Origin of the sequence: Lichenifustis flavocetrariae (assembly GCF_026130545.1) — a bacterium.
Classification (GTDB): Bacteria; Pseudomonadota; Alphaproteobacteria; order Rhizobiales; family Beijerinckiaceae; genus Lichenihabitans; species Lichenihabitans flavocetrariae.
Map to the genome: position 1 here is coordinate 137,445 of NZ_JAMOIM010000009.1, position 21,378 is coordinate 158,822.

Consider the following 21,378-nt stretch of genomic DNA (forward strand, 5'->3'; position numbering starts at 1 on the left):
CCTGGTTGGGCCGGGAGCGTTTTTAAACTAAGCCTCGGCGTGGAGTACCGAAGTCAGACGATCAATCGTTCTCGAAATAGGTGATCTTGTCGTCCGGACCTTTTTTCCATGTGTACATCACATAGGCCGCCTGCTTGAGGTCGCCCTTCTTGTCGAACGAGAGATCGCCAAGCACTGTGTGGAAGGTCGCGCCGGTGTGCATGTATTCGGCCATCTTCTTCGGCTCGACCGACTTCACGTGCTCGGCAGCTTCAGCCATGATCTGAACCGCGGCGTAGCTGTAGAGCGTATAGGCCTGCGGATCGAAGTTCTTGGCCGCGAATTCCTTCACGACGGCAGCGGCGGTCGCCTTCTTGCGCGGGTCGGGACCGAAGGTCATCAACGTGCCGATAACACCAGGACCACCGATGGCCGCGAATTCGTTGTCAGTGATGCCGTCTCCGGACATCATGGTGGCTTGAACCCCCTGGTCGCGCATCTGCCGCACGATCAAACCACCTTCCGGATGCAGGCCGCCCCAATAGACGATATCGGCGCCGGAGGCCTTCACCTTGGACACGATGGCCGAATAGTCCTTCTCACCGGCATTGACGCCTTCGTAAAGAACGGGCTTCAGGCCGGCCTTTGCAAGCGCGTCCTTGGTGGCATCGGCAAGGCCCTTCCCATAGGTGGTCTTGTCGTGCAGAACGGCGATCTTTTTGCCCTTGAGATGCTCTTCAATATACTTCGCAGCGACGGCGCCCTGCTGGTCGTCACGACCGCAGGTGCGGAACACGTCCCACTTGCCCTTCTCGGTGAGGGTGGGATTGGTGGCCGATGGCGTGATCATCAGCATGTTGTTTTCGAGGTAGACATCGGAGGCCGGAATGGTCACGCCAGAGTTAAAGTGACCGACGACCCATTTCACGCCGTCGCCCACGAACTTGTTGGCGACAGAGACGCCCTGCTTAGGATCGGACACGTCGTCGCCGACGTCGACCGAGATCTTCTGACCGAGCACGCCGCCCTTGGCGTTAAGATCGTCCACCGCTTGCTGGGCGCCATTCTGCAACTGCGCTCCGAAGGCCGCGTTAGGGCCGGTGATGGGGCCAGCGATGCCGAGCTTGATTTCGGCCTGGGCCGCACCGGCGTAGGCCAAACCTGCCGCCAGTACGAAGCCCGTTAGTCCAAGATATTTCATACGCTGTCCCCGATGTGAGATGGAGTATCGCAAGGTTCGGCGCGCAGCCTCCAGGCTCGCGCCGGAGATGTTGCTGATTTCGTGGAAGTTGTCACGTGGAAATCAGGCAAGCTTACGCCGTCTGTCCCGCTCGATGCCGGACGCATCGAACGTTCAAGATTTCATCGTCCAGCCGATCGGACCCGACCGGCTGTAGATCCAGGAATATTGGGTGCTCATCTGCTCGGAGCGCCGTGACCGGTACCCGTAGATCGCCGCTAGAATAGCGACCAAAAAGGACACGATGTAATACTGCAGGTTGAGCAGTTCTTCGCCGAACAAGGCGTAATGAAGAAACCGGACCCCAGCCGCCAGGATCAGCATGTAGAAGGGCACGATCCAGAACCCGCGCCACGTTCCTGAGATCGCTCGACCGGCCTGCCACGCGAGGATCCCGCCGATCACGACCGTGAGAGCGATGAAGTGAAACAGACCGCCGTCATCCGTGGTGTAGAGAAGGCCGCCCATCAGTGGTGACCTCCTTCGAGGTACGCAGCCCGCACTTCGGGTTTGGCCAGAAGCTCCCGACCCGTTCCCGACATCGTGATGACACCGTTCACCATGACATAGCCTCGATCGGCCAGTTTCAGCGCATGGAATGCGTTCTGCTCGACGAGAAACACCGTGAGACCCTCTGATTTGTTGAGGAGTTTCACCGCGTCGAAGATCTGCTTCACGATGAGAGGCGCCAGTCCCAGGGAGGGCTCATCCAACAACAACAGCCGCGGTCGACTCATGAGCGCGCGCGCGATGGCCAGCATCTGCTGCTCGCCGCCTGACATCGTGCCGCCACGCTGGTTGATGCGCTCCTTCAGCCGCGGGAATAGCGCGAAGACGCGTTCGAGATCCTGGTCGAAATAGGCGAACTTGTTGATGGACGCGCCCATCTGAAGGTTCTCGTAAACCGTCATGCGAGCAAAGATCCGTCGGCCTTCGGGCGATTGGGCGATGGACAGGCGTGCGATCTCATGGGTTGGCAAGCGCGTGATGTCTCGTCCGTCAAACGAGATCACACCTTCGCGCGCCCGCGGACTGCCGAAGATCGTCATCATCAGGGTCGATTTTCCGGCCCCGTTGGCCCCGATCAGGGTGACGATCTCCCCCTCTTGCACGTCGAGGTCGACCCCCTTCAAGGCGACGATCTTGCCGTAATAAGTCTTCACGCCCCTGATCGCGAGAAGCGGTGCCTTGCGGGTGACGGCGCGCTCCGCCAACGTCTGGGTCATGGCAGTCACGAGGCTTTCTCCGCCATGTCGATTTCGGCCTCGACTTCTTCGACCTCTTCGTCCTCCACACCCAGATAAGCCGCGATGACCCTGGGGTCGTTGCGGATTTCTTGAGGCGTGCCGTCCGCGATCTTGGTGCCGTAATCGAGCACGACAACGTGATCCGAGATTTCCATGACGACACTCATGTCATGCTCAATAAGCAGAACGGCCGTGTTGTGATCGTTGCGGATGGAGCGCAGCAGGGCGTTGAGCTCGAGCGATTCTCGTGGGTTGAGGCCCGCCGCCGGCTCGTCCAGGCACAGCAGGATCGGGTCGGTACACATGGCACGCGCGATTTCCAGCCGGCGCTGATCGCCATAAGGAAGGTCGCCCGCCGGATCGTCGGCGCGGTCCAGAAGACCGATCTTGTCGAGCCATGAGATCGCCTTGGCGACCGCCGCTTTCTCCTTGGCCTTGTAACCGCCGATCCCCAGCACGCCGAGGACCGTGTAGCCGGATGCTTTCATCAAGGCATTATGCTGGGCGACCAGCAGGTTCTCCAGGACCGTCATACCGGTGAAGAGGCGAATATTCTGGAAGGTTCGGGCCACGCGCGCCTTGTCGGCGATCTCGTGCCCAGGCATCCGCTCGAGGAGATAGATATTCCCTGAATTGCTCTTACCGTGGCGTGCGCCGGTTCCGGTCAGGTGCTCGACATCCGGCGCGGCGGCAATCCCCTGGCGCGCCAGAGCCAATCTGCCTTCGGTGGGTTTATAGAAGCCGGTCACACAGTTGAAGACCGTCGTCTTGCCGGCGCCATTCGGGCCGATCAGGGCTGTGATGTCGGTTCGACCGACCGAAAAGCTCAGGTTGTTGACGGCCACGAGTCCGCCAAACCTCATGGTCAAGTGTTCGACAACGAGGAGGGGGTCGGTCTGCCAGGAGGACATCAGCCGTGCCCTTCCTTTACGAGGGATCCGGAAATCGCCTTTTGCTCCTTGTAGAAAATCGAGGGGGTCCGGGTCGAGATGATCCCGCGCGGTTTCAGGATCATCATAAGGACCATGCCGGCCCCAAAGATCAGCATCCGGTACTGCACAGGATCAAAGTCCCTCCCGAACACGGCCTTCAAGAAGTCGAGTTCACGCAGGATCTCGGTGCCGCCGATCATCAGCACGGCGGCGAGAGCAACGCCGATCTGCGACCCCATGCCGCCCAGCACCACGATGGCCAGGATGGTTGCCGATTCGATGAAGGTGAAACTCTCCGGGCTGACGAACCCCTGGCGCACCGCGAAAAACGATCCCGCGAAGCCCCCGAACATGGCCCCAAGCGCGAAGGCCGTCAGCTTGGTGTTCGTGGTGTTGATGCCCAGCGACCGGCAGGCGATCTCATCCTCGCGCAAGGCTTCCCAAGCGCGTCCGACCGGTAGGCGGCGCAGCCGCAACGTCACGGCATTGGTGAGCAGGGCCAGAGCCAGAATCAGGTAGAACAGGAAAATGGTGCGTTGGATCGGCGAATAGTCCATGCCGAAGAGATGCGCGAACCCGTCGTCATCATCCGTGAACGGCACTCCGAAGAAGGTCGCGCGCGGGATCGAGGAGATGCCCGCGTAGCCGTTGGTCAGGTCTGTCCAATTGATCAACACCAGCCGGATGATCTCACCGAACGCCAGTGTGACGATCGCGAGGTAATCCCCCCGGAGGCGCAGCACTGGGAAGCCAAGGATGATACCCCAGAATGCCGCAAGAAGGCCTGCTAGGGGCAAGCAAATCCAAAAGCTGAGCCCGAAGGTGGTGGACAGCAGCGCGTAAGAATAGGCACCGACCGCATAGAAGGCCACATAACCGAGATCGAGGAGCCCCGAGAGGCCCACTACGATGTTCAACCCCCAGCCGAGCATCACATAGATGAGGATCTGGATACCGTAATTATTGATCCATTTCAGCGAGCCGCCGGCGCCAAGCGCCGCCACCATCACCATCGGGAAGGCGATCAGAGCCGCCACCCCGAACCAGCTTGCATAGCGGATCAGGAAGGTCGCCGAGGCGGATGGCGCTTTTGGCAGCGTCGGAGCACGGGTAGCCCGTGGTCGAGACCGGAACAAGATAGCCGCGAACCGGCCGACGAAAACCAGGATCGCGGCTGTGATCGGCCATGACCAGCGCGGGACGACGATCAGATGGTTCGAAATGTCCTCTTGTGTCCTGAAGGCCAGGATCGGGAATGACAAGCCGAGCGTCACAAGAGCGGCAAAGCCAGCGTCCTTGACGGCAGCCATGATGTCGAAACCACCGCTCACCGGCTCGGCAGCCACGGGTTTGCTCGCTTGGATCTGCATCAGCTCAGACCTTTTCGATTTCAGGCCGCCCGAGCAGGCCGGAGGGCATGAAGATCAGCGTCAGGGCCAGGATGGAAAACGCGGCGACATCCTTATAGTCGGACGAAAAATAAGCCGACCAAAACACTTCGATCAGACCGATCAGCAGACCTCCAAGGACGGCGCCTGGCAGCGAGCCAATACCCCCCAGGACGGCCGCCGTGAAAGCCTTCACGCCGGGAATGAACCCGTCTGAAAAGTTCACCACACCATAGTAGCTCATGTAGAGCACGCCAGCCACGGCCGCCAAGGCCGCACCGATGACGAAGGTCAGGGAGATCGTGCGATCCACGTCGATGCCAAGCAACGCTGCCATCCGCCGATCCTGCTCGCACGCCCGCTGCGCTCGACCCAATGAGGTCTTTTGAACAAGATACCAGAAGCCCGCCAGCAGCACGGCCGTGACCAAGACGATCAGGATCTGCTTGAGCGAAAGTGTTACATCATAGGTGCCCCCCGTGGTCAGGTGGATCACTTTGTCGAACATGGGCGGGATCGTTTTATTGCGTGGTCCCTGCACGACTTGCACAAAATTCGACAGGAAGATCGACATCCCGATCGCTGAGATCAGCGGTGCCAGCCGAAACGATCCGCGAAGGGGTCGATACGCCACTCTTTCGATTGCCCAGTTCCAGAGGGCCGTCAGGACCATGGCGCCGATCAGGACGATCACGAAGGCCAGCGGGATCGAGGTCATTCCGAGCAACTGCGTCAGAACGACGAACAGCATGAGGGCGATGAAAGCGGACAACATGAAAACATCGCCATGCGCGAAATTGACCATGCCGATAATCCCGAAAACCATCGTGTAGCCAATGGCGATCAGGCCGTAGATCGATCCCAAGGTCAGCCCGTTGATCAACTGCTGTAGAAAGACTTCCATACGTCGCGATCGCTCCGCCTCAGATCCGCAGCCTAGCGCACCATGATCTTAAGGCTAGCAAGCGATATGCCGCTGAGCAATTGCTCGTCTTCAAACGGTCACAATTGTTAACTGGATCTTAGGCACCGGTGCCGCGGTACCACAGCCCTTCGTACTGCGGAAAGGCGCCCTGTCTTCCCGAGGTGCCCCGTGCTAGGGCAGCTCATCTCATTCTGATCCGAGTTCCGGCATGATCCCGCGCTATTCCCGTCCCGATATGGTCAAGTTGTGGGATCCCCAGACCCGCTTCCGGATCTGGTTCGAGATCGAGGCGCACGCCGCCGATGCCATGGCGGAACTCGGCACGATCCCGAAGGCGGATGCCGCGGCGATCTGGGCCAAGGCCGGTCATGTGACGTTCGACGTCGAGCGGATCGACGCCATCGAGCGCGAGACCAAACACGACGTCATCGCCTTCCTGACGCATCTTGCGGATTTTCTCGGCCCGGAGTCCCGCTTCGTGCATCAGGGAATGACCTCATCGGACGTGCTCGACACGTGCCTCGCGGTGCAACTCAGTCGAGCGGCCGACATGCTGATCGCCGATGTCGATACGTTGCTGCAGGCGCTGAAGAAGCGGGCATTCGAGCATAAATTTACGCCAACCATCGGTCGGTCGCACGGCATTCACGCGGAGCCGGTGACGTTCGGTCTGAAGCTCGCCTTCGCGTATGCGGAATTCGACCGCTGCCGGAACCGGCTCGTGCGAGCCCGGGAGGAGATCGCCACCTGCGCGCTGTCGGGCGCTGTCGGCACATTCGCGAATATCGACCCGCGAGTGGAGGCGCATGTGGCGGCCAAGATGGGGCTCAAGGTCGAGCCAGTGTCGACGCAGATCATCCCGCGCGACCGACATGCGATGTTTTTCGCGACCCTGGGGGTCGTGGCGTCGTGCGTCGAGCGACTCGCCATCGAGATCCGCCATCTGCAGCGCACCGAAGTGCTGGAGGCCGAGGAATATTTCTCGCCCGGGCAGAAGGGCTCGTCCGCCATGCCGCACAAGCGCAATCCCGTGCTGACCGAGAACCTGACCGGGCTCGCGCGACTCGTGCGCGGGATGGTGACGCCGGCCCTCGAAAACGTCGCGCTCTGGCACGAGCGCGACATCTCGCATTCCTCCGTCGAGCGGATGATCGGACCGGATGCCACGATCACGCTCGATTTCGCGCTGGCAAGGCTTGCGGGCGTGATCGACAAGCTCCTGGTCTACCCGGAGACAATGCAGAAGAACCTCGACCGGCTCGGCGGCCTCGTTCATTCGCAGCGTGTCCTGCTGGCCCTGACGCAGGCCGGCGTCTCACGCGAAGACGCCTATCGCCTTGTGCAGCGCAACGCGATGCCGGTATGGCGCGGCGAAGGCGCCTTTCTCCCGCTGCTCAAGGCCGATCCTGACGTGACGGCGGCGCTGTCGCCGGAGACATTGGAAAGTCTATTCGACCTCGGCTATCACACCAAGCATGTCGACACGATCTTCGACCGTGTCTTCGGAGCGGCATGAGATTTCAGGCGTCGTTCTCGTCTATGAACTCGTCGCGCTCGCGCAGCCTGGAGGCGAGATCGTCGACGATCTTGCGTCGCTTGGCATCGCCCAAGGTGGTCCGGTGCAGGTCTGCGATCAGCGCATCGCCGAGGTTCGGCACAGGACTGTGTCGAACCATAAACAAGAGGGCGTCGAGCAGGACTTCGAGTTTCATCTCGGGGTCGGTCGCAGCGGGCGAGGCGAGCATGGGAAACCTTTCTGACAAAGGCGGCCTTCCTGGCCGGACGCGATTATGCCCGCCGCCAAGCCTTACCCGAAGCGATCAGGGCTTGTCATGGCGGCGCCAATTGCTCAACCATTGAAGACGACGGAGCTTAACGTCGACGAAATGAGCGGCACTTTGGCACGAAAGAGGGCCCGTGGATGATGATTGATCCTCGAACCGACGTCTTGATCGTCGTCGATCTGCAAAACGACTTCCTGCCCGGTGGGCCCCTCGCGGTGCCGGCCGGGGAGGCCGTTGTGGCGCCCTGCAACCAATTGGTCGCCCTCTTTGATCATGTGATCCTTACACAGGACTGGCATCCCCGTGACCATGTCTCGTTCGCGTCTAGTCATCGGGACAAAAAGCCGTTCGACGCCGTCATGCTACCTGACGGACGGACGCAACTTCTTTGGCCCGACCACTGTCTGCAAGGGTCGAAGGGTGCCGAGATTGTGGCAAGCCTTGAGGCACCTCATGCGGAACTGATTATCCGAAAAGGATACCGGATCGGTCTCGATAGTTATTCGGCCTTTGTCGAGGCCGACGGGCAGACGCAGACCGGGCTCGCGGGTTATTTGCGCGAGCGCAATCTCCGCCGAGTGATCGTCTGCGGGCTGGCGACCGATTTCTGTGCCGGTTGGAGCGCGATCGACGCGGCGCGCGCCGGTTTCGAGACGATCCTTGTGGCAGACGCCACCCGTGGGATCGATATAGACGGATCGATGGCTCGGGCCTTTACCGACATGTCGGCCGCCGGCGTGACCTGGGTGGAGATGGCCGACATCAAGGCAGGGTGACACAAGACTTACCCGAGCGCTTGCACGGTCCGTCTGTCAGCGTTGGCCGTCGTAGACTTGGCATGACCCCTGAAACGTGATGGGTTCAGGCTGTCCGTCCATCGTGGCCGACGCCGTGACGGAACACGCATCGCCTCGCGTGTGAAGATAGCCGCGGAGAAGCACGCGGGACCCGTTGAACGGATAGGTGTCCTCGAACACCAACGTGTTGCCGCTGACGAGAAATCGCTGCTGGGCAGTCCCGACAGAGATGTATTGACCAAGCGAAAACATCTGACCGCCCTCGGACTGGAGGAACGAATACAGGCGTCCCGAGCGAGCCAAGTAGATATGGATCGGCACGTTGCCCGTGCAGGTGCCGTAGCGAACAGAGCACATTTGGGACGAGCCGATGAACGTTTTGCCGTAGGGAGAATCTGCGCGCGCGGATGACGCGCCGACGAGAATCATGGCCAGAACCGAAATCAGAAAGCGTGACGACATCGCAATAACCTTCTTGAATATGACATTTACTCGCACACCCGCTGCCCATTGAACATGAAGCAGCTACCTGCCGCTGCTGGAGCCCGCGCCGCCGGCGGGTGCGGTGCATAATTTCGGACGACCGGACTGGGCGCACGATGCGGAATGGCGGCACGCTTGGGTTCCGGGCTGTGCGGGATTTTCACCAGGGGCGGGCAGACGGCGCTTTTCTGCGTTTGCAAGCGGTCCAGCATGGACTGGTCGGGTTGATCCACATTGAGCGTGAGCTTTTCCTTCAAGCTGAACTGCAGAAGCGCCATCCGGGATTGCACGGTCCAGTCGCCGTTGGCCGCACCGGCATTGCATCCAAGCCTGTTCAGTTCAGCTTGGACTTTTGCCGCCAGGGACGCCTCGGATGGCGGGGACCGCGCTGGTTCGACGGCCTTCGGGGTCTCCAATGCAGCGAGCGTCGCCGGGGTCGGGGTCGTGGGCGGTGTTGGCGCCGCACTGGTAGGAACCGGCAGCGACGTCGCGCGGGACGACACGGCTTGGTCGGCCGAGGCGCTGTCCCGGACGAGATACACCCGGCCCCCGATGATCTGATCATAGGCCGCAGGGATTTGCTCGTGATGATCCGGTGTGGTGGCAGCAAGCTTGGCCACATCCTCTCGAATCTCGTAGGCGAGATCGTCGAGGTTCAATCCGGGCCGCGTGAGCAGTGGCACAAGCACACGCGTAAAGACCGAGTTCGGATTTCGATCGTCATCGGACAACCGGTCGAGGGCAGATTGGCCATAGCCGGCGGAATAGAGTGAGAACACCCCGTTCGCCTCCGGCATGCGACCAAAGCCACGTTCGAGTCCGACCGAACGGGCCCCTGTTTTCTTGAACGGATTGTCGCGACACGCGTCCAGAATGACGATCGAGACGCGCGCGCCTTTGTCCTGCATGCTGGAGATGACGTCGGCTTCAGCAATCGACTGGCTGGCGATTCTCATTTCCTGTCCCGGCGCAACATCCGGGACATCCGTGGGCAGCAGATAATTGCCGCTGCCAAGCGCCACGCCGTGGCCCGCAAAATAGAACAGGGCCGTATCACCCGGCTGTAGACGCGAGGTTAGATCATAGAGCTTGTCGACCATCTCGGCTCTGGTGAGATCGGTCCCGCGCAGTACCTGGAAACCGTCTCTAAGGAGAGCGTCGCCCACCGCCTGGGCATCGTTGATGGCTTTCTGCAACTGATGATCGGCATCGAGCTGGCCGTAGTGATTGTTGCCGATCACCAACGCGACCCGGTTCTGCGCCAAGGCATATGGCATGGCGCAGAGGAACCATCCGACGGTCAGACATATCTGACAGGCCCCAACCAAATGACTCATGAGGGTGATACGCGAGGTGCCCACGCTCAATCCCCTCCATGTCGGAAACAGAGCGGAAACCCGTCCCGGCGCACACTCAGCTTCACGGCAATGCGATCTTTGACCGTGATGGGCAACATCCTCAGGCGCATGTCCCGTCGCTCCGCACAGCAACACAGGTGAAAACAGCCTGAAGGCCGAGCCGAAACCGTGTTTGGGGCAGCCAGATCCGCAGCGCGTCATAAAACGCCGTGGGCTTTGCCCGGCCGTCAAATAGTTTCAGGGCGGCATGCAGGTCCGGCAGTGCCTTGTCGCTTTCGATGAAGATCAGCGTGTCCTGTCCAAAAGGCGGGGTCACCTGGACGTCGAAATGGGGTGGTTCCGGTTCGGTCCAGGCGATGGGATCGCCATCATGCGGCCAAAGAAACTGGATCGTCCCATCCGCCGCGAGATCGACAACAGTGAGGAAAGGCAGCTGGCTTTGTTCGGCTTCAATGCGAACCCGCTCCCCTTGGACGTAGGTACGGTCGGAGGCGCCCTGCCCTAAAGCTGCGACCTTGGTTTGCAGGCCACGGTCTGCCGCGCCGACCACCTTGGTCAACGCGTCCAAAACGCGACGGGCATCGACCGCATCCTGTAAGCCGCTCGCCGAGACAGGTCCGGTGATCGCATCCCCATGTGCGTCGAAGATGCGATTGCCGATCAAGGACAAGACCGCCGCGGATTGCCGTTGAACGAGAACGGCGCCCAAAAGAGACGACGAGGCGCCGTCGACAAACACGGATGTCGTGGAGAGCCCCGGCATTCCAGCCGCGTCAGGCGGTGCCGCGGACTGTAAGATCGAGAGATTGGGTTCGGGCGTCACAGTGCCGGGAACCTGCGTGTTCTCCGACTTGAGCCTCACATTGGTGAGCACGTAGCGGGCGAGCGCGCCTGCCGTCAGTCGTCCGTCGTTCGCGGCCGCGGCCCCGTCTAGGCCCCGCGCCACGACATAGCTCAATGCACCGCGACGCTGTCCCTCGATGGTAAATTCCTGAATGCTCTGTTGCTCGTCCGCGGCGGAGAAGATCGTGAGATTGGAGATCGGCGGCCGGCTCACAACGGCACCCGCTAGCGGAGGATCCGGCAGCTTCTGTCCGTGCGTTTGGAATGTTTGGAATTTCGGCACGACCGAAGAGGCTCTCACGGCTCGAACCGTGCCCCCGGCATGGCAAGCGTCGGCCACAAAGACCACCTTCACGCCCTTTTTGGACGCATCGTCGAAGAGATCGTAAAGATGCTCAAACCGGAGCTGTTCTTCAGGGAACTTGGCCTCGTCGTAAGCCGGCAGAAGGAAACCCTTTTCCATACCGTCCGGCGTGTGTTTCGGCTCGCCTGGTTCCGGGGAACGGTTGCCGTGGCCCGAAAAGGACATGAACACGAGGTCTCCCGACGCACTTCGATTCATCATGGCGGCCCAGGCCGCCTCGAAATCGGAGCGCCGCCCCGAGTGTTCATCCAGCATTGTGAGATCTTCGACGCCATGCCGGCGCAGCACCTTGGCCAGATCGGCCGCGTCGTTGCGCGACCCCTCCAGAGAGATCTTGAAGCGGTAGGTGTCGAATCCCATGACAAGCGCATGGATTGCAGCTTCCGCTGGTGCGGTGCCGCACAGCAACGCTGCCAGCCACAGGGCGGCGGCGCGAATCAAGGTGCGGCGTCCCGTAATTCCACACGCCGGTTCATCTGATCGAGCTCGTCCGTGGAATGTTGGCTCGGATCATCCGGCTGGAACGGTTCGCGCTTGCCCTTGGGGATCAGCCGCACCGACCCGCCATAGCCTCCTGCTTTGAGATAGGAGTCGACTGTTGCGAGACGGGTTGCGGAGAGCTGCATATTGTAGCCATCGGGTCCATGGTCATCCGTGTGCCCGGTCAGGGTCACGGCCGGCAGGCCTTTTTCCTTCAGGCATTGCAACAGTGCATCCGCGGCTTTCCGGCCGGCCGGTGTGAGGTCCGCCTTGCCGGACGCAAAAGTGATCGGCAGAGGAGTGCTTTCAACGACGATACCCCGAACCTTGCTGAGGAGAATGCCGCCACACTCGCCCGATCGCGTACGGGTGACGTCGAAGCTCGGGGACAACAAGACCGATTCTTCAGCGCGCTTGCGGATACGGCGAATGTCGTCCGGCTCCGGCCGGATCTCGCCGAACGCGACGCAGAGTGGAGGCTCGCTAATGGCATTGAGGGCGCCCTGAAGATTCACGGCCGAGTCACGGAACGCCTCCGCGCCGGCCGCCCCATGCGCTTGGGCGGCCTCCACATCGCCGAGTGCAACCAGCAATTGCCACGGTGAGCCGTGCCGATGCCCTTGCTCGAGGGTGGCGCGGACAGCAGCCAGATCCGGCGCAGGCCTCCGCAATTGCACATAGGCGGCATCGACTGCAGCGAGGGCCACCCTGAGGCCGACACAATAGGCGGTCTGCGGTCCGCAGCCTTGGTCGGGTTGGCCGGCATCATCGAGCCGTGCCGCCAGGGCCGCAAGCCGGTCGGCGGGAAGTTCCTCGCGCGTGAGCGCCTGAACCTCCTGGTCGAGCTGCGCATCTCGACAAAAGGCGTTGTTCTCGGCCACGGCTGGTGAACACGCCAATCCTCCCAGAAGTGCCGCTGTCACCCACCATTTGATCGATCGGGCTAACCGTCGGTCAGCAACTATTCCCGCGCTGGATACAGGCTTCCAGCCCCGCGTTGGTTGAACCATGACGGTCGCGGGCCGAAAAATCTCGGCCTGAGAAGTTGGATAAAGAGATCTGACAAAGAGCCTGAAAAAGGGCGTCATTGAAACAACGATGTTGGAAAAGTGACAGAAGAACTCAGTGAAGCAGACTGTCTCCCGAGAGGATGACTCCGCAACCCACCACGAAGGCAGAGAGCAGAAAACAAAGTGCCGCTCGAGAGATTGGTGCGAACCGTGCGTGCTGCTGATCCACGTAGGTCGAAGCCGGCTTGCGACCATGGACCATTGCCGTGACGAGATGATCACGGAAGACGAATTGATAGATCAGGTTTGCCGCGATGTGGAGCGCAGCAAGTCCGAGAATAATCCAGAAGCCCTTTGCATGATAGCTCCCGGCCTTGTGGCTGACAGCCTCCGAAACGTGATCGTATAACGGCCCCTGCGCCAGCGTATCGTCGCTCGTGAAGAGTCCTGTGAGCGCCTGCGCCGCGACCGCCAACAGCATAAGGAAGATAAGGACGGCGCCCAGCGGATTGTGGCCGAGATAATGCAGTCGCCGACCCTTCATCAGCGAAACGGCATAGCGTATCGCAGGAAGCGGCATCGGGAAGAAAGCCGCGAACCGCGACGTACTCGATCCGACCATGCCCCACAGTAGCCGGAAAAGCAGGAGGGTAAGGATCGCGTAGCCGTTGAGCCGGTGCAGGTAGAGCGTCGGGTCCTGAACGTAGTTGCGCGTCACATAGGCGGAAATTATCAGGCCGACGAGACACCAGTGAAACGCCCGGGTGGCTACGTCCCAGACGGGCACTTGTGCAGCTGGATCGGACTGCGTTTCAGGTGCGGGTGACGCAGCACTCATGACTTGGCGCGATATTCCTTATGACAGGCGCCACACTGGCCGAGCACCTTCGGCATTGTCGCCATGAAACTTGCCTTGTCGGTGATCGAGGCGAGGGCCGCCTCCGAATCGGCGGACAATTTGCCGAGACGACCGTTGAAGTCCTCCTTGTGGGCCCAGATGCCGGGCAGCGCTTCAGTGTCGTGCCCCGTCTTGCTGTCATCGGGAAACAAGGCCGGCAGCTTCTTGGTACCTTCGACATAGGTCGTCAGCGCCGCCTTCACGACAGCCGCATCAAACGGCGTGTCGCCTTTCAGCATGCCGCCGATCGGCTTCGTGGCTTTGCCGAACCCTTTATAGATTGTTTGCCGTGCGTCGATCACATCCAAGTTTTGGGCTGCGACGACGGTCGTCAGGGACACGAGTAGGCAAATTGCCGCCAAATTTCGCAAGAAAGGCGCTCCTCTGATGAATCGGTCTTCGTTGAAATTTCCGAGCAACTCGAACCTAGCGCGGTGATCAAGTCTTTGTCAAAGCACACTTAAGGGTTCGTCACTCCAAACCTGTCACCAGGACAGCAATCCTGACCTAGATCTTCTTGTCGCAAAAAGCTTGGTGCATCTGCACCAGATTGCTCGATGATTTTGATGTCGATGCTGAGGTGGCTGCACCTCTTCGCGGCAGCCCATCGCTTGATCCAAGGAAATCGTTCCGAATTCCACAAACGGCCGGTATGAGTATCCGGAGTTTCAGGTTTGGTCTCATCGAGTGGTGACTCGCTCGTCGACCCATGGCGGCATGTGCATGATGGAGCGAAGCAAAACGCTCGTGGCGGTGAGCGCGGTCCGGCCCCGCCGGGGCTTTGTCGCCTTTGCCTTTGCGCTTCAGGTCGGGATTGTAGCCCTTGTGCAGCCGGGGTCGGTGCGGGCCCAGGACGGCGGATGTCGACTTCTCGATAGCGAGTCAGGCCCCGAGCGGCAGATCTTGCGCTGTGCGTCTGGACCGACGATCGAGGCTGAAAAGGCGGCCGATGTTCACGTTATCGATCCCGGCAGCCAAGGGAAGCCGACGGGGGCCAAGATCGGCGCCGGTGCCGTGCTGGTCGACGTTCCCCCGGGCTATCCCGGAGGCTTTCAGATCTTGGCGCCGCGTGCAATCGCCTCTGTGCGGGGAACAGCGTGGGCCGTGGACGTAAGCCCGGCGCAGACATCGGTTTTCGTGCTGAGGGGTGAGGTTCTGGTCCGGCAAACCGGAACCTCGCGTGCGGTTGCCTTGCACAAGGGAGAAGGGGTCGACGTCCTCGGTGACGGGCGGCCTTTGCACGTGTCGCGCTGGCCGGCCTCGCGAGCGGCAGCTTTATTGGCCCGTTTCGGGCGGTGACGGGATCCTGGTTGAGGCGCCTTCTGTTCGGCACGTCGGTTTTGCTAGCCGTGGCTTGGTCGGCTTTCCTCGACGTGGGTCATCTTGCCGGCCAGGCGACAGTTCTGGACCGATTGGAATCGAGCCTGCTCGACCTTCGCATTCTGGCGTTCGGCCGACGCCCCGCTCCCGGCTCGATGTTGATCATCGCGATCGATGACGCGATGGCGCGTCGCGCCGGACGTTTTCCCGTTCCGCGATCACAGGTGGCCGAGATCGTGCGTTGGTCGCTTGCCCATGGGGCCAGTGCCGTCGCGCTCGACATGCTGTTCCTCGATCTCGGATCACCTGCCGACGATGACGCCCTTGCGCAGGTGCTCGGGCAAGGCAAAACGGTGGTCGCGGCCATGGCCGATTACTCTACCGATCCAAGCAAGCCGGCCTGTCAGAGAGCAATCGCTGTGTTGGCGCGAGCCTCCGCGTCCGGCATCGTGAATATCTCGCTCGATCGGTCTGGTGTCGTAAGATACGCTCCGGCCTTGCTCTCCTGTGGCGATACCTTGCTGCCCTCGCTCGCTGTGCGCAGCGTAAGTTTGGCAGCGCAGGCAGACCCGAGTTTCCAGCGGGACGCCGTTACGATCGGCAGGGTCTCAAGCGCCCTCGACATGGGCCGGCACATCGCCTTGCGGTACTATGGCCCGCAAGGGTCGATCCCGACAGTGTCTGCCAATGACATTCTCGATGGAACGTCAACCCCGGACATCCGGGGCAAGATCGTGCTTGTCGGCGTCACAGCCAGCGGCGCCGGTGACACCTATGCGACCCCATTCGACTCCGTTCTCCCGGGTGTCGAGGTTTTAGCCACCAGCATTGCCAATCTTCAATCGGGCGACACGCTGGTCCGAACGACAGTGACGCGCCGGATCGATGCCGGGGTGGCAACTGGGCTGGCTCTGGGCGGCGCAATTTGTCTGTCGATGGGCAACATTGGTGTCGCCCTTGTCTTGCTAGCCGCACTGGTGACGACGTGGCTTGTGTTTGTTTTCGTCAGCTTCGGCCACGGCATATGGTTCGCGATGGCGATCCCACTCGCCGCCCTGGCCCCCGTCGCCGTGCTGGCAGGTGCGGGCCGGCTGATGCTCGACCGTTTGACACAAGGCCGGCTACAACGCCAGCAAGATGCCTTGAGTGTCTTCCACGCACCGGCCATGCGGGCGAAGCTCGCCGACAATCCGGATTATCTCGCACGACCTGAGGAGCGGGACATCGCGGTGATCTTCATCGATCTGTCGGGGTTCACCGGCCTCAGTGAACGCCTGGGGCACCAGCAGGCGCGTGACCTGCTGGAGCAATGGCATGCGATCGTCGAGACGGCGGCTGCCGAAGGTGGTGGGCTCGTCGCAAGCTTCATGGGCGATGGCGCGATGATCGTTTGGGGCATGACAGGATCCGGCGCCGACGATGCTGCCCGGGCGTTGCAAACCGCCGCAATCCTGCAAGCGAGAACGCTTCAGTGGCTAGAAACCGTCGCCGCACAAACGGGAACGCTCGGCATCAAGCTCGGCGGCCACTATGGCCCCGCGATCCTGTCGCGACTCGGCCACAGGACGCATCAACACATCACGGCTATCGGCGATACCGTGAATGTCGCGGCGCGGCTGATGGAGGTCGCGGCGGAGTTCAACTCCACCATCGCGGTCAGCGCGCTGCTCCTCTCCACCGCACATGCACAAGGTTGGGAAGGAGCGAACTTCGGCCGCCCGAAATCCACGGACATCAGGGGGCGCGGCCATCCGTTAGATGTGTGCCTTTGGTCCGAGATGGCCGCTCCTCGATCGTCGGAAGACGTGGGATGAGGACAGTGATGCTGCCTCATCCCACGTCCGCCTGTGCGTCTTACCTAATCAATACCCCCAGTGACGATGGTAGCCCCAGGGGCCACGGCCATACCCGTAGGGATGTGGCCGGTGCCAGCCATAGCCGTAGCCAAATGCGTAAGGGCGGGGCCGCGCCCAACCACCGGGGCGACAATAACCATCCCATCCGCGGTGCCCATATGGCCCGCATCCCCCTTGGGCTTGCGCCGGCGCCACTGCGGTGACGGCGAGAGCCGCGATGCTCAGGCCAGCAAGAACAAATGCTTTCATGTCTGCCTCCTATTGATGAGGGAGACTTTGAACCTACCGCCTTGAACGCGGGCTGAACAGCGATGCCGCGAGTTTGTTCATCTGCCGCCGCAGCATCCATCCAAGCTGAGCCCCCCTGGAATGTGGCGATATCGAAGATCCGCCGGCTGCCCCGGAACATTGGCCGAATTCGGTCGTTTGCCGGCGGGTGTACCGGCAACCTTTCAATCCGGCGCCGATGTTCGGCGTGAGGTATCGCCTCCGCACTGTTCTTGGTGAAGTTGCTACAATGCCGTTTGTCGCCATGCGTCCCCAAGTTCAACAAGGCTGCACTGCTGCAACCTTGGGCGGACGGCAGTAGCGCCGGGCAACTCATCCACCTCCAACCAGCGAGAGCCACATGGTCGACACCCCGCCTCCCGGCACACCAAAAACCCCTAGCGAACCCGCGCTTCCAGACGGCAACCGTCTGCCGCGGATCCCCTACTATCCTGTTCTGACAGGCCAGCCCGCGCTTGTGACCGGTGCCAATTCGGGCATCGGAGAGGCGGTGGCGCTCGGGCTTGCCCAGGCCGGTGCCGATGTCGCAATCAACTACATCACCCATCCCGAAACGGCCGAGGATGTGGCGCATCGGATCGAGGGTTTCGGACGTCGTGCCATCGTGTTGAAGGCCGATGTCAGCCAGGAAGATCAGGTCGAGGCGATGTACGCCGCCGCCATTAAGGAATTCGGGACGCTGCATATCTCGGTGAGCAACGCCGGGCTGCAGCGCGATGCCACCATCGACGAGATGACGCTCGAACAATGGAACACGGTCATCAACATCAATCTCACGGGTCAGTTCCTGTGCAATCGGGCGGCCGCGCGTGAGTTCAGACGACGCGGCGTCGACAAAACCCTGTCGGTGGCGGCCGGCAAGCTGATCTGCATGAGTTCCGTGCACCAGCAGATCCCCTGGGCCGGGCACGTCAACTACGCGTCGTCCAAGGGCGGCATCATGATGATGATGCAGAGCCTGGCTCAGGAACTGGCGCCATTTTACATCCGCGTGAACAGCATCGCGCCGGGGGCGATCCGGACGCCCATCAATACCGAAGCCTGGAGCACCCCCGAAGCCTATAAGAGCCTCATGACGCTCGTGCCTTACAAACGGATCGGCGAGCCCGATGATATTGCGCGTGCCGCAGTGTGGTTGGCCTCGGACGCCTCGGACTATGTCACGGGGACGACCCTGTTCGTCGACGGCGGCATGACGCTCTATCCCGGCTTCGCCACGGGCGGCTGAGCCTGGAACGAAAACGAGATACCGCAGTATCTCCGGTTAGTTCGGTGGCGCGCCAAGGCCGTACAAGATGCCACGCAATTCCGCGAGTCCCTTGAGGCGGCCGATGCCTGCATAGCCGGGCGTGATGCGCTTATCGAGGTCGTCGAGCATGCGATGGCCGTGGTCGGGTCGAAAGACCAGGGAGCGCGAGGGCTGCCGCTTGCGCTCCTCGGCCACAAGTTCACGCATGACGCCGACCATGTCGACATCTCCGTCGAGGTGATCGGCCTCGTAGAAACTGCGGCCATCAGGTTCGCGACGCGTCGCCCGCAAATGCACGAAGTGGATGCGCCCCGCGAAACGGGCCGCCATGGCGGGCAGGTCGTTGTCGGCTCGAACGCCAAGGCTGCCCGTGCAGAAGCACATGCCGTTCGCCCCAGACGGAACCGCATCGAACAGAGCCGCATAGTCTTCCGCCGTCGAAGCGACGCGCGGCAGGCCGAGCAGCGGTCGTGGTGGATCATCGGGATGAAGCGTCAGTGTGACGCCACAGGCTTCCGCGGCAGGCGTCACCTTTTCGAGAAACGCGATCAAATTCCGACGTAGGCGCCGCGCATCGACGTCGCGATAGGCGAGCAGGCGCTCGCGAAATGCCGGTAGCGTGAGGGCATCGCTTGTGGATCCGGGAAGGCCGCTCACGATGGTTCGAGCCAGCTCCGCCGTCTCTCCATCACTCATGGACTCGAAAAGAGCCCTCGCGCGGGCCTGATCATCCGCAGAATAGTCGGCCTCCGCGCCGGGGCGCGCCAGGATACAGAGGTCGAACGCCGCGAAACGGTCATGCCCGAACCGCATCGCAGTGGCGCCGGTCGGCAGCGGGAAGTCGAGATCCGTGCGGGTCCAATCGACGACCGGCATGAAATTGTAGCAGACGAGCCGAATGCCGCAGGCCGCGACCGCTTCAAGGCTGGCGATCCAGGTTGCGATCTCGGCCCTGGCGGCGGCACCCTGACGCTTCACCACGTCCGGGATCGGAATGCTTTCGACGACCGACCACGTCAGAGGTTGCCGCCTCATTGGCGCTACTTCGATCAAGTCCTTGCGGGCCTGTACGGCTTCGCGCGTCCAGACATCACCAATCGGAACATCATGCAGAGCCGTGACCACGTCGGTCGCACCGGCCTGCCTCACATGATCGAGGGTTACAGGATCCTGCTGCCCAAACCACCGCCAGCCCTGCCGCATGCGTCACCTCCTATTTTTGTGATGGGTACATAAGCGGCTCGTCCGCAAGCACCAAGCGATGTGATGCCATGTCGGATGCCAGTCCTCGCTCAAAAGGAGCCTCGACGCATCCTGAGCCTTGTGGCACTTCCATGCGATCTGTCGCCGCCAGGGATGCCACCGCTTTGGTAGACCGAGCCGGAAATCTGGCAGTGGTCCTGCAGCGAGGCCAACCCGACCATGCACGCGCGTCTTAGCACTGAAACTCTTCCTGACCTGCCGCCGTCCGTTGTTCGGCCGTCCTATGATCGTGCCGCGGTCAAGACCGGCATCGTCCATTTGGGAATCGGCGCGTTTCATCGGGCCCATCAGGCCGTCTATACGGATGCCGCGCTCGGCGCCGGGGATACTCGCTGGGGAATTCTGGGCGCCTCGCTTCGAAGTTCCGACACCAGGGATGCGCTTTCGCCCCAGGACGGGCTGTACACTGTTTCGGTGCGGGACGGGGCGGGAGAGCGGGTCCAGGTCGTTGGCAGCGTGGGCAAGGTCTTGGTGGCGCCCGAAGACCCCGAGGCATTGCTGCAGGCTTTGGTCCGCCCCGAGACCCACATCGTGTCGCTTACCGTCACCGAGAAAGGCTATTGCCACGATCCGGCGAGCGGCGAACTGGACGAGTCGCATCCGGATGTCCGCCACGATCTCGCACATCCCGACAAGCCACGTTCAGCCCTCGGCTTCATCGCCGAGGCGCTGAACCGCCGCCGCCTTGCCGGCGCAACGCCTTTCACGCTTCTATCCTGTGACAATCTCCCGGCCAACGGCGCGACATTGCACCGGATCATCACCCGCTTCGCCTCACGGCGAGACGTCGATCTTGGGCGCTTTGTCGCCGATACGGTCCATTGCCCCTCCAGCATGGTGGATCGGATCGTTCCTGCCACGACTGAAGCCGATCGAGCGAGTGTCGCGGCGGCGATAGGCCTGCAGGACAGCTGGCCAATCGTCACTGAGCCATTTTCGCAATGGGTGGTCGAAGATGACTTTGGCGCCGGCCGTCCGGCCTGGGACGAAGCCGGGGCCACCTTCGTACGTGATGTGGCACCGTTCGAACTGATGAAGCTGCGGCTGCTCAACGGGAGCCATTCGACGTTGGCCTATCTGGGTTATCTCGCCGGGCACGAGACAGTGGCCGAGGCCATGGCGGCGCCCGGCTACACGTCCTTGATCCGTCGCATGATGGATGAGGAGATCACGACCGAGGTCCCGCCGCTCGCCGGCTTCGACCTCGACGGCTACAAGGCATCGCTGATCGCCCGTTTCCAGAATCCAGCGCTTCGGCATCGAACCTGGCAGATCGCGATGGACGGCTCGCAGAAGCTGCCCCAAAGGTTGCTTGGCACCATCCGCGGGCGGATCGTCCGTGGGGCGCCGTTTGAGCGCCTCGCCCTGGGGGTCGCAGCCTGGTTGCGGTATGTCACCGGCGTGGACGACAAAGGCGCTCCCATCGATGTGCGCGATCCCTTGGCCGCAGATTTGAAGCGCCGCACCGCCGGCATGATTGAGGCTGGCGCCCTGGTGGAGTCTGTGATTGGCGTCGAGTCCGTCTTTGGACGCGATCTGCCACGCGAGCCCATCTTCCGCAGTACCGTGGAGCGAGCGCTCTCGCTACTTCTCGCGGAAGGCGCGGCCGCAACCGTGGCGCGCCTCGCCCGTCAGTAACTCACCTTTCCGCCGTCACTGGCACGCTAGGGTGAG

21 protein-coding genes are annotated in these 21,378 nt (G+C 61.7%); 6 read left to right on the forward strand and 15 right to left on the reverse strand.

Annotated features, from left to right (window positions below; translation table 11 throughout):
• Window positions 1–61 precede the first annotated feature (61 nt).
• The 6 genes from M8523_RS15145 to M8523_RS15170 all read right to left on the reverse strand — a co-directional run bounded on the left by M8523_RS15145 (window position 62) and on the right by M8523_RS15170 (window position 5,690).
• Window positions 62–1,180: a branched-chain amino acid ABC transporter substrate-binding protein gene (locus M8523_RS15145; protein ID WP_282585718.1), complete on the reverse strand. Its 1,119-nt coding sequence runs from the start codon at window positions 1,178–1,180 to the stop codon at window positions 62–64.
• Between the two features lie 153 nt (window positions 1,181–1,333).
• Window positions 1,334–1,687 carry a DUF6867 family protein gene (locus M8523_RS15150; RefSeq protein ID WP_282585719.1) on the reverse strand — a complete coding sequence of 118 codons (354 nt, stop codon included), beginning with the start codon at window positions 1,685–1,687 and terminating at the stop codon, window positions 1,334–1,336.
• Window positions 1,687–2,445, reverse strand: coding sequence for an ABC transporter ATP-binding protein (locus tag M8523_RS15155; protein ID WP_282585819.1), 759 nt, complete (start codon window positions 2,443–2,445; stop codon window positions 1,687–1,689). The genes M8523_RS15150 and M8523_RS15155 overlap by 1 nt, the downstream gene beginning before the upstream one ends.
• 5 nt (window positions 2,446–2,450) lie before the next feature.
• Entirely contained in the window at window positions 2,451–3,377 is a 927-nt protein-coding gene (locus tag M8523_RS15160; RefSeq protein WP_282585720.1) for an ABC transporter ATP-binding protein, read from the reverse strand.
• The gene (gene livM / locus M8523_RS15165; RefSeq protein WP_428350620.1) at window positions 3,377–4,768 is read right to left on the reverse strand and encodes a high-affinity branched-chain amino acid ABC transporter permease LivM; all 1,392 of its coding nucleotides are present in this window, start codon (window positions 4,766–4,768) and stop codon (window positions 3,377–3,379) included. The genes M8523_RS15160 and livM overlap by 1 nt, the downstream gene beginning before the upstream one ends.
• 4 nt (window positions 4,769–4,772) lie before the next feature.
• Window positions 4,773–5,690, reverse strand: coding sequence for a branched-chain amino acid ABC transporter permease (locus M8523_RS15170; protein WP_282585721.1), 918 nt, complete (start codon window positions 5,688–5,690; stop codon window positions 4,773–4,775).
• Window positions 5,691–5,919: 229 nt separating this feature from the next.
• On the opposite strand from M8523_RS15170, the gene purB reads away from it, so the two are divergent.
• Window positions 5,920–7,227 (forward strand): adenylosuccinate lyase, encoded by a 1,308-nt coding sequence (purB, locus tag M8523_RS15175; protein WP_282585722.1) that lies wholly within the window; start codon window positions 5,920–5,922, stop codon window positions 7,225–7,227.
• 4 nt (window positions 7,228–7,231) lie between these two features.
• Here purB and M8523_RS15180 read toward each other — a convergent pair whose 3' ends face one another.
• Window positions 7,232–7,456 (reverse strand): hypothetical protein, encoded by a 225-nt coding sequence (locus M8523_RS15180; RefSeq protein ID WP_282585723.1) that lies wholly within the window; start codon window positions 7,454–7,456, stop codon window positions 7,232–7,234.
• 179 nt (window positions 7,457–7,635) lie between these two features.
• Between M8523_RS15180 and pncA the strand changes: the two genes are divergently transcribed.
• Entirely contained in the window at window positions 7,636–8,271 is a 636-nt protein-coding gene (gene pncA / locus M8523_RS15185) for a bifunctional nicotinamidase/pyrazinamidase (RefSeq protein ID WP_282585821.1), read from the forward strand.
• A 36-nt stretch (window positions 8,272–8,307) separates the two neighbouring features.
• Here pncA and M8523_RS15190 read toward each other — a convergent pair whose 3' ends face one another.
• The 6 genes from M8523_RS15190 to M8523_RS15215 all read right to left on the reverse strand — a co-directional run bounded on the left by M8523_RS15190 (window position 8,308) and on the right by M8523_RS15215 (window position 14,099).
• Window positions 8,308–8,754: a hypothetical protein gene (locus tag M8523_RS15190; RefSeq protein WP_282585724.1), complete on the reverse strand. Its 447-nt coding sequence runs from the start codon at window positions 8,752–8,754 to the stop codon at window positions 8,308–8,310.
• Between the two features lie 26 nt (window positions 8,755–8,780).
• Entirely contained in the window at window positions 8,781–10,052 is a 1,272-nt protein-coding gene (locus tag M8523_RS15195; RefSeq protein ID WP_282585725.1) for a caspase family protein, read from the reverse strand.
• Window positions 10,053–10,233: 181 nt separating this feature from the next.
• Window positions 10,234–11,781, reverse strand: a complete 1,548-nt coding sequence (locus tag M8523_RS15200) for a caspase family protein (protein WP_282585726.1) — start codon at window positions 11,779–11,781, stop codon at window positions 10,234–10,236.
• On the reverse strand, window positions 11,778–12,743 hold the full coding sequence (locus M8523_RS15205) for an OmpA family protein (protein ID WP_282585727.1): 966 nt from the start codon (window positions 12,741–12,743) through the stop codon (window positions 11,778–11,780). Before M8523_RS15205 ends, M8523_RS15200 begins: the two co-directional genes overlap by 4 nt.
• Window positions 12,744–12,942: 199 nt before the next feature.
• Complete coding sequence (locus tag M8523_RS15210) at window positions 12,943–13,668, reverse strand: cytochrome b/b6 domain-containing protein (protein ID WP_282585728.1); 726 nt, start codon at window positions 13,666–13,668, stop codon at window positions 12,943–12,945.
• Window positions 13,665–14,099, reverse strand: coding sequence for a c-type cytochrome (locus M8523_RS15215; RefSeq protein WP_282585729.1), 435 nt, complete (start codon window positions 14,097–14,099; stop codon window positions 13,665–13,667). The genes M8523_RS15210 and M8523_RS15215 overlap by 4 nt, the downstream gene beginning before the upstream one ends.
• Window positions 14,100–14,451: 352 nt before the next feature.
• Here M8523_RS15215 and M8523_RS15220 point away from each other — a divergent pair, with 352 nt between their 5' ends.
• Complete coding sequence (locus M8523_RS15220) at window positions 14,452–15,027, forward strand: FecR domain-containing protein (RefSeq protein WP_282585730.1); 576 nt, start codon at window positions 14,452–14,454, stop codon at window positions 15,025–15,027.
• A gap of 11 nt (window positions 15,028–15,038) precedes the next feature.
• Window positions 15,039–16,862, forward strand: a complete 1,824-nt coding sequence (locus M8523_RS15225; RefSeq protein WP_282585731.1) for a CHASE2 domain-containing protein — start codon at window positions 15,039–15,041, stop codon at window positions 16,860–16,862.
• Window positions 16,863–16,910: 48 nt separating this feature from the next.
• Here the strand turns inward: M8523_RS15225 and M8523_RS15230 are convergent, their stop codons facing one another.
• Window positions 16,911–17,153: a GCG_CRPN prefix-to-repeats domain-containing protein gene (locus M8523_RS15230; protein WP_282585732.1), complete on the reverse strand. Its 243-nt coding sequence runs from the start codon at window positions 17,151–17,153 to the stop codon at window positions 16,911–16,913.
• A gap of 379 nt (window positions 17,154–17,532) precedes the next feature.
• Here M8523_RS15230 and M8523_RS15235 point away from each other — a divergent pair, with 379 nt between their 5' ends.
• A complete protein-coding gene (locus tag M8523_RS15235; protein WP_282585733.1) occupies window positions 17,533–18,420 on the forward strand; it encodes a glucose 1-dehydrogenase in 888 nt (295 codons plus the stop codon).
• A gap of 36 nt (window positions 18,421–18,456) precedes the next feature.
• Here the strand turns inward: M8523_RS15235 and uxuA are convergent, their stop codons facing one another.
• On the reverse strand, window positions 18,457–19,644 hold the full coding sequence (gene uxuA, locus M8523_RS15240; RefSeq protein ID WP_282585734.1) for a mannonate dehydratase: 1,188 nt from the start codon (window positions 19,642–19,644) through the stop codon (window positions 18,457–18,459).
• A 219-nt stretch (window positions 19,645–19,863) separates the two neighbouring features.
• On the opposite strand from uxuA, the gene M8523_RS15245 reads away from it, so the two are divergent.
• Window positions 19,864–21,342 (forward strand): mannitol dehydrogenase family protein, encoded by a 1,479-nt coding sequence (locus M8523_RS15245; RefSeq protein ID WP_282585735.1) that lies wholly within the window; start codon window positions 19,864–19,866, stop codon window positions 21,340–21,342.
• The last annotated feature ends 36 nt before the right edge of the window (window positions 21,343–21,378 follow it).

Bases quoted from the DNA above. Each gene is read 5' to 3' on its own strand.
- M8523_RS15155 (WP_282585819.1), bottom strand. From the start codon at position 2,445: ATGACCCAGACGTTGGCGGAGCGCGCCGTCACCCGCAAGGCACCGCTT.
- M8523_RS15195 (WP_282585725.1), bottom strand. From the start codon at position 10,052: ATGCCATATGCCTTGGCGCAGAACCGGGTCGCGTTGGTGATCGGCAAC.
- M8523_RS15230 (WP_282585732.1), bottom strand. From the start codon at position 17,153: ATGAAAGCATTTGTTCTTGCTGGCCTGAGCATCGCGGCTCTCGCCGTC.
- livM (WP_428350620.1), bottom strand. From the start codon at position 4,768: ATGCAGATCCAAGCGAGCAAACCCGTGGCTGCCGAGCCGGTGAGCGGT.
- M8523_RS15245 (WP_282585735.1), top strand. From the start codon at position 19,864: ATGCACGCGCGTCTTAGCACTGAAACTCTTCCTGACCTGCCGCCGTCC.
- purB (WP_282585722.1), top strand. From the start codon at position 5,920: ATGATCCCGCGCTATTCCCGTCCCGATATGGTCAAGTTGTGGGATCCC.
- M8523_RS15145 (WP_282585718.1), bottom strand. From the start codon at position 1,180: ATGAAATATCTTGGACTAACGGGCTTCGTACTGGCGGCAGGTTTGGCC.
- uxuA (WP_282585734.1), bottom strand. From the start codon at position 19,644: ATGCGGCAGGGCTGGCGGTGGTTTGGGCAGCAGGATCCTGTAACCCTC.
- M8523_RS15190 (WP_282585724.1), bottom strand. From the start codon at position 8,754: ATGTCGTCACGCTTTCTGATTTCGGTTCTGGCCATGATTCTCGTCGGC.
- M8523_RS15210 (WP_282585728.1), bottom strand. From the start codon at position 13,668: ATGAGTGCTGCGTCACCCGCACCTGAAACGCAGTCCGATCCAGCTGCA.
- pncA (WP_282585821.1), top strand. From the start codon at position 7,636: ATGATTGATCCTCGAACCGACGTCTTGATCGTCGTCGATCTGCAAAAC.
- M8523_RS15235 (WP_282585733.1), top strand. From the start codon at position 17,533: ATGGTCGACACCCCGCCTCCCGGCACACCAAAAACCCCTAGCGAACCC.
- M8523_RS15150 (WP_282585719.1), bottom strand. From the start codon at position 1,687: ATGGGCGGCCTTCTCTACACCACGGATGACGGCGGTCTGTTTCACTTC.
- M8523_RS15170 (WP_282585721.1), bottom strand. From the start codon at position 5,690: ATGGAAGTCTTTCTACAGCAGTTGATCAACGGGCTGACCTTGGGATCG.
- M8523_RS15220 (WP_282585730.1), top strand. From the start codon at position 14,452: ATGATGGAGCGAAGCAAAACGCTCGTGGCGGTGAGCGCGGTCCGGCCC.
- M8523_RS15180 (WP_282585723.1), bottom strand. From the start codon at position 7,456: ATGCTCGCCTCGCCCGCTGCGACCGACCCCGAGATGAAACTCGAAGTC.
- M8523_RS15160 (WP_282585720.1), bottom strand. From the start codon at position 3,377: ATGTCCTCCTGGCAGACCGACCCCCTCCTCGTTGTCGAACACTTGACC.